Here is a 10,228-nt window from a genome sequence, read left to right as displayed (position 1 = left end):
GATGACGTAATCGACGAGGCCGTTCAGGGCTTCGGGGCCTTGCACGCCGGCGGGGTAGCTCATGGCGATGCCGACATAGCGGCCCATGCTGGTGTCCTTCTTGGCGTCCGGCTTGAGGACGGTGAAGGCGTCACGATTGAAGCGTTCGAACGACTGCTCCAGGGTGAGGTTCGGTTGCTGCAGTTCCACGAACAGGTCCGGGTGCGTCCTGAAGAACTCCAGGCGATTGGCGTAGGACTCGAGCGCGATCCCCATGCGCTGCAGGGCGGCGTCGGGATTCAGTTTGTAGACCCCGCTCTGGTTCAGGGCATCCAGCTCCTTGATGGGCGTCGGGCGCAGGATGCTCTGCACCCGGTAGTAGGGGGTGGCAGTGAAGGCATACAGCGCGGCGATGGCCGAGACGGCCACGGCGCAGAAGAGGATGAGCAGCTTCTGTTGCCAGAGCGTGCGCGCCAGTTCAACCAGATCGATCTCGTCGTTCACCGGTTGGCGCAATAACTGTACCTGTCCATCCATGAAAGTCCCCTTTGCCCGGCAATCACTTTCGAGAATCAAAGAGCGCTCTTGAGAAACGCTCCCTTGGCCATTTCCGCATGAATGGACACGCTGGTTCCGGGAACCTGCAAGACATCGCTCGAATAGGTCCGGTTGCCCCACAACATGCAGAGGATCACAACAAGAACAAGACCCAGCAGCCGGAAAACATTACGCACGGGAAACTTCCTTGCCATCCACATAATGCAGGACTTGGCACAGCCAAGTTGATTGCGAAGTGCAGACATGCACTTTCAGACATGCATGAAAGATACTGACCAGATGAAATAGCAGTGACATTCCAGCCGTCAAGAAAATCGACTGCCCATAATGTTAACAATGGTCAACCGCTCAATCGGAGCCGGATGGCGTAGCCAATCAAGCGCCGTTACATAGAGAGCGGGAAACTTTCGACCACGAACAGTAACCGTCATTCAAGAATCTGAAGAATCTTTAAGAACCTGAACAAATGTTAATTACCCGTAGAAAAACCATGGACAAGGCTGACAACCTAGTCGCGAGCGGAACAACTTCGGCGCCTGCCTGGCAGTGACGCCACGGTGATTCCACTCCAGAACTTCAGATAGTTGTATTAGACACTTCGATGCAAATACACCATTACGATGGGCAAAGGATGCCACATCAAGGAGCGAAACCATGAAGCAACACGCAAAAGCCCTGGCTGTCGCGGCAATCATCACCGTGCCGGGAATTGCATTGGCTGCCAATACCATCACCTTCAATGGCGAAGTCACCGACCAGACCTGCCAGGCCGTGGTGAATGGTTCCACCGACCCGACCGTGGTCCTCGAAAGCGTACCTGCCAGTGCGCTGAATGGCGGCGTCGGCCGGACCACAGGCGAAACCACCTTCACCCTTCAGTTGACCGGCTGCTCGGCCCCGAGCGGTGCCGACGAGCATTTCACCACCCTCTTCCAGGCGACCAATCCGACCGGTTCCGGCCACCTGGCCAACACCGCAGCCTCCGGCGCCACCGGCGTGGCCCTGCAACTGCTCGACGCCCCGGCCGGCAATCCGGTGAACCTGGCCGGCGGTGCGGCCGTGGAAGCCGGCGACATCGTCCTCGCCGACGGCCAGACCGAAACCACCTACGACTACGCGGTGCAGTACGTTTCCGAAGCCGCCACCGTCACCCCCGGTCCGGTCCTCAGCTCGGTGACCTACACCCTGCGCTACGAGTGACCCTGCGCGGCACCCACGGGTGCCGCCCCTTTCCCCGACACTCCGGGTCCACGACCGGGCGCCCGACAGGCGTTCGCGTGGCTGCCCCCCCCGTCGACGAGGTGAACAGGATGATTGCCCAACGACGCTGCCCCAGCGGTGCGGCGACTCTCGCGCTCGGCCTGCTGTTTTCCACTCACGCCCTGTTGGCCGATGCCAGCGTGGTGGTTACCGGTACCCGGGTGATCTACCCCGGCGAAGCGCGCGAGAAGACCGTACAACTGACCAACAACGACACGTTTCCCAATGTGGTGCAGGCCTGGATCGATGTGAACGACCCTGCCTCCACCCCGGATCGGGCCGACGCGCCCTTTCTGATCAACCCCGCCGTCTCCCGCGTGGCCCCGGGCAGCGGCCAGACCCTGCGCATCGTCTACACCGGCCAGGGTCTGCCTCAGGACCGCGAATCCCTCTTCCACCTCAATGTGCTGCAGATTCCACCGCGCAACGAGGCCATGGCGGACCGCAACCAGATGCTGGTGATGCTGCGCAATCGCCTGAAGCTGTTCTATCGCCCCTCGGGCATCGCCGAATCTCCCGAACAACTGCCCGGCAAGCTGCGCTTCAGCCTGATTGGAAGCGCGGGCGACTGGCGTGTACGCGTGGAAAACCCGACTGGCTACTACGCCTCCTTCGGCAGCGCCAGCCTCAAGGTCGGCGGCCGCCAATGGGCGTTGCAATCCCGCATGGTCGAACCCCATGGCCAGACCGAATGGGCGCCGCAGACACCCGGAGCATTGCCCAGCGGCACGCCCCGCCTGCATGCCCTGCTGATCAACGACTACGGCGCGCGGGTGGACATTCACCATGACCTTCAACCTTGACTCACGCCGTGCCCCCACCGCGTCACTGGCCCTGGGCGGTCTGGCACTGGCGGCGAGCGTCCTGGCCCACGGCGAAACCGGCTACCACTTCGACGACCGACTGCTGCTGGGCTCCGACCTGGCCGGCGGCAGCCTGGAACGCTTCAATCGCGCCGACCACACCGATCCCGGCACCTACCAGGTCGATATCTACCTCAATGGCCAGTTCCGCAGCCGCGCGCCGGTGACCTTCCGCACCAGCGACCAGCGCGTCGAGCCCTGCTTCAGCGAGCGCTTCCTGCGTCGCAGCCTCGGCGCCCAGCCGGGACCGGTGCCGCTATCCGGCAATGACGACTGCCAGGGGCTGGCCATACGCCTGCCCGGTTCGACCTTCAGCCTCGACATGGCACGCCTGCGCCTTGACCTGTCGGTGCCACAGGCCCTGCTCGACATCAAGCCACGCGGCTACGTCAGCCCGGACGAATGGGACGCCGGCAGCAGCATGGCCTTCGTCAACTACGACGCCAACCTCTACCGCTCGGATTTCGATGGCAACAGCGGCGGCCGTTCGGACTACGGCTACCTGGGCCTGAACGGCGGTATCAACCTCGGCCTGTGGCGCTTGCGACACCAGTCGAACTACACCTACTCCGACTACAACGGGAGCAGCCATGGCGACTGGAACAGCATCCGCAGCTACGCCCAACGCGCCCTGCCAGGGCTGCGCAGCGAGCTGACGCTGGGCGAGAGCTACACCGAGGGCAACCTGTTCGGCAGCATGGGCTACCGGGGTCTGCGCCTGGCCACCGACGACCGCATGCTGCCCGACTCCCAGCGCCAGTACGCCCCCCTGGTGCGCGGCACCGCGACGACCAACGCACGGGTCGTGATCAGTCAGAACGGCAAGAAGATCCACGAAACCACGGTCGCTCCCGGCCCCTTCGTCATCAGCGACCTGTACGGCACCTCCTACGACGGCGACCTGGACGTCCAGGTGATCGAGGCGGACGGCAGCGAGTCGCGCTTCAGCGTGCCTTTCTCGGCGGTTCCCGAGTCGATGCGTCCGGGCCTGTCGCGCTACAGCGCCACCCTGGGGCAGGCACGCCAGTATGGCGACGGCGACGACCTGTTCGGCGACCTCACCTACCAGCACGGCCTAAGCAACGCGCTGACCGCCAACCTCGGCGCCCGCGTCGCGGAAGACTACCTGGCACTGCTCGGCGGCGGCGTACTGGCCACACCCTACGGTGCCTTCGGCCTCAACACCACGTTCTCCAGCGCCCGCGTGGAGGAAGACGAGCACGAACAAGGCTGGCGCATCGGCCTCAACTACAGCCGTACATTCCAGCCCACCAACACGATGCTGACCCTGGCCGGCTACCGCTACTCGACGGAAGGCTATCGCGACCTCGGCGACGTGCTCGGCTCGCGCACGGCGGCCGACCACGGCGAGCACTGGGACTCCAGCAACTACAAGCAACGCAACCAGTTCACCCTCCTGATCAACCAGGGGCTCGGCGGCTACGGCAACCTCTATCTGTCCGGTTCCACCAGCGATTACTACGATGGGAAGAACCGCGACACCCAGTTGCAGTTCGGCTACTCCAACACCTGGCGCCAGCTCAGCTACAACATCGCCTACTCGAGACAGGAAACCACTTGGTATCGCGGCGATCTCGTCCCGGTCGCCGGCGGGCCGCAACCGCCGTCGCCGATCGACCGCGAAGGCCGCAACCGCACAAACATCCTTACCCTCAACGTGTCGATGCCGCTGGGCTCCTCCAGTCGTGCCCCAACCCTCAGCGCCATGGCCGCCCGGCGTTCCGGCGACAGCAGCGGCACCAGCTACCAGACCGGCATCAACGGCACCCTCGGCGAAGACCGCACCCTCAGCTATGCGGTGGCCGCCGGGCATGACAGCGAGGGACAGGGCAGCAACTGGAACGGCAATCTGCAAAAGCAGACCGCCGTGGCCACGCTCAATGTCGGTTACGCCGAAAGCAGCGACTATCGCCAGGTCAACGGCGGCGTGCGCGGCGCGGCCGTGCTGCACGGCGGCGGCCTGACCCTCGGGCCCTACGTGGGCGATACCTTCGCCCTGGTCGAAGCCCGTGGCGCCAGCGGAGCCGGCGTGCGCGGCGGCCAGGGCGCGCGGATCGACGGCAATGGCTTCGCCGTGGTGCCATCGCTGTCGCCCTATCGCTACAACCCCATCAGCCTGGATCCACAGGGCATATCCGAGAACGCCGAGCTGATGGAGACCGAACGCAAGATCGCTCCCTACGCCGGCGCCAGCGTGCGTGTGGAGTTCAAGACCCTGACCGGCCACCCGCTGTTGATCCAGGCGCGCACGCCCGGGGGCACACCGTTGCCGCTGGGCGCCGACGTGTTCGACAGCCAGGGCGTGAACATCGGCATGGTCGGCCAGGGCAGCCAGGTCTATGCCCGCGCCGAGGGCGAACAGGGCCGGCTGCGCGTGCAGTGGGGCAACGCGCCGCAAGACAGTTGCCACTTGCCCTACGACCTCAAGAAGGCCCGGCGCGACCAGGTTCTGATCCGCCTGCAAGCCACCTGCACCCCCGCTTCCGCCCAGCGTTGAATCGAAGAGGCCATGATGCTCCGAACAGTCCAATTCCTGTCCCCGCTGCTAGCGCTGCTCCTGGCCCAGGATGCCTGGGCCACCTGCTACAAGGTCACCAGCGTCGGCAGCAGCACGACCACCTCCAATACCCAGATCCGCCCCGGCGAAGGCACCGCCGCCTCCTGGGCCGGAGCCTGCGATACCTGCAACGGCTCGCTCGGCCTGCCCAGTGTGATCAACGTCAGCGACCCGGGTTTCCAGCCCTACCCGACCCTGATCGCCAGCTCCGTGGCACCGCACACCCAGTACGGAGCCGCCGCCGGCTATGATCCGGAGCGGGTGTTCTTTCGCTGTGCGCCGGAGGATGCGGTCTACGAGATGTTCTCCACCAACGGCGACAACCTCTACAGCGGCTGGTACGACGGCGGCGACAGCGTCGGCAATTCCATCGGCCTGCAGGCCGCCTACCGCACAGCCTGGCCCAACGTCCTTCTGCGCCTGACCCACGTGGAGACCGGCCAATACTTCACCGACGTCTGGCGCGAGCGCCGGCTCAGCGGACTGGACATCGACTCGCGCGGCTTTCAGTTGGTCAAGGCGAAGAACCTCAGCGCTGTACGTACCGAACTGTTCAGCGCACCGCTGGAACCGACCCGCTACTACTCCCCCGGCACCCCATCGCAGATCTATGGCTACACCCAGCCGGCGGGCTACATCGCCATCAAGGGGCCTGGGCTGGATTACCCCACCGTCGGCCAGGCCCACATCGGCGGCAACTGGGGCGGCTGGCACCACTACTGGCCCGGGGCGATCGGCCTCTACAACCGCGTGACGCTCAAGCGCTATCCGACCTGCGTGGTGACCAACGTCACCCCACGGGTGGTGTTCCCGCCCATCTCCCTTGGCGAGGTCAATGCCGGCGCTTTCCGCGAGATGCCGTTCGAAGTGGCCTTCAAGTGCCAGAGTGGCGTGATCAACAGTGTCGCGGCGACGGGCACCGCACTGGGCATCAAGGTATCCGCGGGCGCGCTGGCGGCGTCCTCGGCGCTGGGCCTGGCCAACAGCAATGGCGGACTGGCCTACCTGGTCTCGGATAACTACGGCCAACCGGGGGTCGCGAAGGGCGTGGGCATCCGTCTGTACCGCAACAGCACCCCGATGAACCTGCTGGCCAGCGAGGACTCGGCCAACGGCAGCAACGCCCAGGCGCGCGGCTGGTATCCGGTGATCGGCGCGGCCTCCAACCCAACCGGCACGAACGGCGGCATCGCCCACTACAGCGAGATCTTCCGCGCGCGCCTGGAAAAGCTCTCGGTAGGCACCCAGCCCACGGCCACCCCGGGCCGCGTGGAAGCCACCGCCCAGGTGGTGATCCGTGTCCAGTGACCGACGACGCCTGCGCCTGGCGCTGGCTGGCCTGGGGTTGCTGTTCAGCCTCGACGTCCAGGCCGGCGTCACAGCCGAACGCACCCGGGTGATTTTCCACGAGGGCCAACGCGAAGCATCGCTGCTGCTGGTCAATCTCAACCCTTATCCGGTGGTTACCCAGGCCTGGATCGACGACGGCGCCCTGGACTCGACGCCGGAAACCGCACAGGCTCCGCTCCTGCCACTGCCGCCTCTGTTCCGCCTGGAGCCGGGCCAACAACGCAGCCTGCGCCTGCTGCCAACCGGCCAGGCGCTGCCGCGTGACCGCGAGACCCTGTACTGGCTGAACCTCTATGAAATTCCACCGCAGCCGAACGAGCCGCTGGAAGCTGGACAATCCCGGCTGACAGTCACACTGCGAACCCAGATGAAAGTCCTGTACCGCCCGCGCGACCTCTCTCCGAGGGCGGAGGAGGCCCCAACCCGGCTGGCCTTCAGCCTCGACGGCGACCAACTGCGGGTAGAGAACCCGACGCCCTACTTCGTCACCCTGGCCAGCCTTCAACTGCTCGACGGCAGCGACCGCCTGCAGATACCGGGCGAATTGCTCTCCCCCTTCTCGCAACAACCATTGCCCCTGCCCCACAGGCTTCCGGCAACCGCCAGCGACGAAATCCGCTTCACCTGGATCGACGACGACGGCAACAGCCAGGAAGGCCGGGCACGTCTGCACTGAGTGCCCGAGCAAAGACCTTCCCTTCTCAAGAACGCCAGGCAGCAGCCGGGTTGTCGCTAACGAGCGCCGCCATGACCGCCTCGGTGTCCGAGCCTCGTACGGGAATGGCGCCGGGTGTGACCACCCGTCCATCGAAACGCGGCGCCGGAGCGGCCTGCAGCAGACCGTCGCGCTGGAAGTAGACACCGCGCTCGACCAGGTGCGGATGCTGCGCGGCCTCGCGGGCGCTGAGCACCGGGGCGAAGCAGACGTCGGTGCCCTCGAACAGTTCGCACCACTGGTCGCGGGTCCGGGTGACGAATATTTCGGCCAGCCGGGCACGCAGTTCCGGCCAGTGCCGCACATCCCACTGCCTGGCGAAGCTCGGATCGTTTTCCAGCCCGAGCTTCCCCAGCAGTAGCGCGTAGAACTGCGGCTCCATCGAACCGAGGGTCACGTAGTGATCGTCGGCGCAACGGTAGGTGGCGTAGAAGTGCGAGCCGTCGTGGACGCTCTTGCCTCGTTCTTCCTGGATCAGGCCGAGGCGGCCAAGCGTCTGCATCAGTTGCATCATGTGCGCGGAACCGTCGACGATCGCCGCATCCACTACCGTGCCCTTGCCGGTGGCGCGGGCATTGAGGATGCCGGCCAGGATGCCCACCGCGAGATACAGCGCGCCACCACCGATGTCGCCAATCAGGGTAATGGGCGCCGACGGGGCCTCGCCCGCGGTCCCGCTGTGATGCAGGGCACCGGAGAGCGCGATGTAGTTGTTGTCGTGGCCGGCGGCATGCGCCAGCGGTCCCCGCTGTCCCCAACCGGTCATGCGCCCGTAGACCAGTCGGGGATTGCGTGCATGACAGGCGTCCGGCCCCAGCCCGAGGCGCTCCATCACGCCCGGCCGCATGCCCTCGATCAGGGCATCGGCGCCTTCGAGCAGCTTCAATATCGCTTCACGCCCTTCGGCGCTTTTCAGGTCGGCAACCACCGACCGCTTGCCGCGATTCATGGGGTTGGTGGCGGCATTCGACTCACCGGTGATCGATATCGACTCGGCACGCTCGACCGCGATGACCTCGGCACCGAGATCCGCCAGATGCATGGCGCAGAAGGGGCCGGGACCGATCCCGCAGATTTCGACGATCTTGATACCTGACAACATGGGAAATCATCCTCTCGTGAATCCAGCGCGTCCTTTCGACATCATTCGTTCGCCATGACCGGCCAGCGCTGGCTGATGGAGCCGGCCAGGCCCGGCACAGCGCCCACCGTCCCGGTACGGCGCCATCCAGGGACTGCAAAGATCAGTCCTGGGCGATCCACTCCATCGCGCGCTCGGCGATCATGATCGACGGCGCGTTGGTGTTGCCGCCGACCAGGGTCGGCATGATCGAGGCATCCACCACCCGCAGCCCCTGGATGCCGTGCACACGCAGTTGGCTGTCCACCACCGCGTTCTCGTCGTTACCCATCTTGCAGGTTCCCACCGGGTGGTAGACCGAGTCGGTGCGCCGTCGCAGCAGTTCGATCAGTTGCTCGTCGCTATCCAGCCCCGCGCTATACATGTCCTTCAGGGCGAAGCGGGACATCGGCGACTGCTCGCAGATCTCGCGCGTCATGCGGTACCCCTTGAGGATCGTTTGCACGTCGTCGTCGTGGGCCAGGAAGTTCGGGTCGATGCGCGGCGGTGCTGCGGGGTCGGCCGAGCGCAGGCCCAGGCTCCCGACGCTCTTCGGCCGCAGCACGCAGACGTGGCAACTGAATCCGTGCCCCCAGTGCAGCGTGCGGTTGTGGTTGTCGATGATGGCGACTACCGCATTCAGTTGGACGTCCGGGCGGGCCAGCTTCTCGTCGGTCTTGAGGAACCCGCCGCACTCGGCGAAGTTGCTGGCCAGCGGACCACGCTTGCTCACCACGTAACGGGTCAGCGCCGCGCCGAGCTTCAGGCTGCCGCGCAGCGAATAGCCCAGCAGGGAAGTGTCGGGGCTCTTGTAGCTGGCCACCACGTCCGGGTGGTCCTGCAGGTTCTGGCCGACACCGGGCAGCTCATGACGGACGGTGATGCCGTGCGGTTTCAGCTCCGACTCGGGACCGATGCCGGACAGCAGCAGCAGGTGCGGGCTGCCGAAGGCCCCCGCGCTCAGCAGCACCTCGCGACGCGCTTTCAGGGTGACCGAACTGCCCCTGATCCGCGCCTGGACTCCGACCGCCCGCTTGCCCTCCAGCACCACCCGCTCGGCAAGGGCGCCGGTCAGCACGACGAGGTTCCTGCGGGTCGCGCGGATCGGCCTGAGGAAGGCCGTGGCCGTGCTCCAGCGGCGGCCATCGCGGATGGTGGTGTCGTACTGGCCGATCCCCTCCTGCTCCGCGCCGTTGAAATCGTCGTTATAGCGATGGCCCGCGCATTGGCCGGACTCGATGAACGCCTCGGTGATGGCATGGGGCTCGATGCGTCCGACATAGAGTTCCCCCTGGTCGCCGTGGAACTCGCTCGCGCCGCGGTGGTACGTCTCGCTCTTGCGGAAGTACGGCAGCACGTCGGCGAACGACCAGCCTTCGTTACCCAGGGCAGCCCAGTCATCGAAGTCGTTGCGGTGCCCACGGATATAGATCATGCCGTTGATCGAACTGCTGCCGCCGAGCACCTTGCCGCGTGGCTGGTAGCCGATGCGCCCGCCCAGCCCCGGCTGTGGCACGGTCTGGAAAGCCCAGTTGACATGCCGGCTCGGCAGGATGGCGGCAATGCCGGCCGGCGCGTGAATCAGCGGAGAGCGATCCTCCGGCCCGGCTTCGAGCAGACAGACGGAAACGGCTGGGTCGGCGCTGAGGCGGTTGGCCAAGACGCAGCCGGCCGATCCGGCACCGACGATGATGTAATCGAACTCCATTGCGGGCTCCTGGTTATTGTATTGAGGTCGTGGAGATCAGCTCCGGGCGACCGGCGGCCCGGCGAAGGCCATGCGGACGTCGCCCATCAGGTACATC

At 65.5% G+C, this 10,228-nt stretch carries 9 protein-coding genes; 5 read left to right on the top strand and 4 right to left on the bottom strand.

The window, feature by feature from the left end; translation table 11 throughout:
- Both PSEWESI4_RS18580 and PSEWESI4_RS18575 read right to left on the bottom strand, forming a co-directional pair.
- Positions 1 to 516 (bottom strand): Wzz/FepE/Etk N-terminal domain-containing protein (locus PSEWESI4_RS18580; RefSeq protein WP_235978965.1); only part of this gene is annotated, 516 nt, incomplete at its 3' end.
- 35 nt (positions 517 to 551) lie between these two features.
- On the bottom strand, positions 552 to 713 hold the full coding sequence (locus tag PSEWESI4_RS18575; RefSeq protein ID WP_187672715.1) for a hypothetical protein: 162 nt from the start codon (positions 711 to 713) through the stop codon (positions 552 to 554).
- Between the two features lie 478 nt (positions 714 to 1,191).
- Between PSEWESI4_RS18575 and PSEWESI4_RS18570 the strand changes: the two genes are divergently transcribed.
- From PSEWESI4_RS18570 to PSEWESI4_RS18550, 5 genes are all read left to right on the top strand, one after another.
- Positions 1,192 to 1,737 carry a fimbrial protein gene (locus PSEWESI4_RS18570; protein ID WP_187672714.1) on the top strand — a complete coding sequence of 182 codons (546 nt, stop codon included), beginning with the start codon at positions 1,192 to 1,194 and terminating at the stop codon, positions 1,735 to 1,737.
- Positions 1,738 to 1,847: 110 nt separating this feature from the next.
- On the top strand, positions 1,848 to 2,600 hold the full coding sequence (locus tag PSEWESI4_RS18565; RefSeq protein ID WP_187672713.1) for a fimbrial biogenesis chaperone: 753 nt from the start codon (positions 1,848 to 1,850) through the stop codon (positions 2,598 to 2,600).
- Complete coding sequence (locus PSEWESI4_RS18560; protein ID WP_187672712.1) at positions 2,584 to 5,178, top strand: fimbria/pilus outer membrane usher protein; 2,595 nt, start codon at positions 2,584 to 2,586, stop codon at positions 5,176 to 5,178. The genes PSEWESI4_RS18565 and PSEWESI4_RS18560 overlap by 17 nt, the downstream gene beginning before the upstream one ends.
- 15 nt (positions 5,179 to 5,193) lie before the next feature.
- Complete coding sequence (locus tag PSEWESI4_RS18555) at positions 5,194 to 6,546, top strand: fimbrial protein (RefSeq protein ID WP_187672711.1); 1,353 nt, start codon at positions 5,194 to 5,196, stop codon at positions 6,544 to 6,546.
- On the top strand, positions 6,536 to 7,264 hold the full coding sequence (locus PSEWESI4_RS18550) for a fimbrial biogenesis chaperone (protein ID WP_187672710.1): 729 nt from the start codon (positions 6,536 to 6,538) through the stop codon (positions 7,262 to 7,264). Before PSEWESI4_RS18555 ends, PSEWESI4_RS18550 begins: the two co-directional genes overlap by 11 nt.
- A gap of 25 nt (positions 7,265 to 7,289) precedes the next feature.
- On the opposite strand, the gene PSEWESI4_RS18545 is transcribed toward PSEWESI4_RS18550, so the two are convergent.
- Both PSEWESI4_RS18545 and PSEWESI4_RS18540 read right to left on the bottom strand, forming a co-directional pair.
- On the bottom strand, positions 7,290 to 8,405 hold the full coding sequence (locus PSEWESI4_RS18545) for a CaiB/BaiF CoA transferase family protein (protein WP_187672709.1): 1,116 nt from the start codon (positions 8,403 to 8,405) through the stop codon (positions 7,290 to 7,292).
- 142 nt (positions 8,406 to 8,547) lie between these two features.
- A complete protein-coding gene (locus PSEWESI4_RS18540; protein ID WP_187672708.1) occupies positions 8,548 to 10,131 on the bottom strand; it encodes a GMC family oxidoreductase in 1,584 nt (527 codons plus the stop codon).
- Between the last annotated feature and the right edge of the window lie 97 nt (positions 10,132 to 10,228).

This window comes from Zestomonas carbonaria (assembly GCF_904061905.1).
GTDB lineage: Bacteria > Pseudomonadota > Gammaproteobacteria > Pseudomonadales > Pseudomonadaceae > Aquipseudomonas > Aquipseudomonas carbonaria.
The sequence above is the reverse complement of the archived record's forward strand: the minus strand, read 5'-3'. Positions and strand labels throughout refer to the sequence as shown.

What these genes read in the sequence shown, in the direction of transcription:
- PSEWESI4_RS18570 (WP_187672714.1), top strand. Translation starts at nt 1,192, where the DNA reads ATGAAGCAACACGCAAAAGCCCTGGCTGTCGCGGCAATCATCACCGTG.
- PSEWESI4_RS18565 (WP_187672713.1), top strand. Translation starts at nt 1,848, where the DNA reads ATGATTGCCCAACGACGCTGCCCCAGCGGTGCGGCGACTCTCGCGCTC.
- PSEWESI4_RS18560 (WP_187672712.1), top strand. Translation starts at nt 2,584, where the DNA reads ATGACCTTCAACCTTGACTCACGCCGTGCCCCCACCGCGTCACTGGCC.
- PSEWESI4_RS18555 (WP_187672711.1), top strand. Translation starts at nt 5,194, where the DNA reads ATGCTCCGAACAGTCCAATTCCTGTCCCCGCTGCTAGCGCTGCTCCTG.
- PSEWESI4_RS18545 (WP_187672709.1), bottom strand. Translation starts at nt 8,405, where the DNA reads ATGTTGTCAGGTATCAAGATCGTCGAAATCTGCGGGATCGGTCCCGGC.
- PSEWESI4_RS18540 (WP_187672708.1), bottom strand. Translation starts at nt 10,131, where the DNA reads ATGGAGTTCGATTACATCATCGTCGGTGCCGGATCGGCCGGCTGCGTC.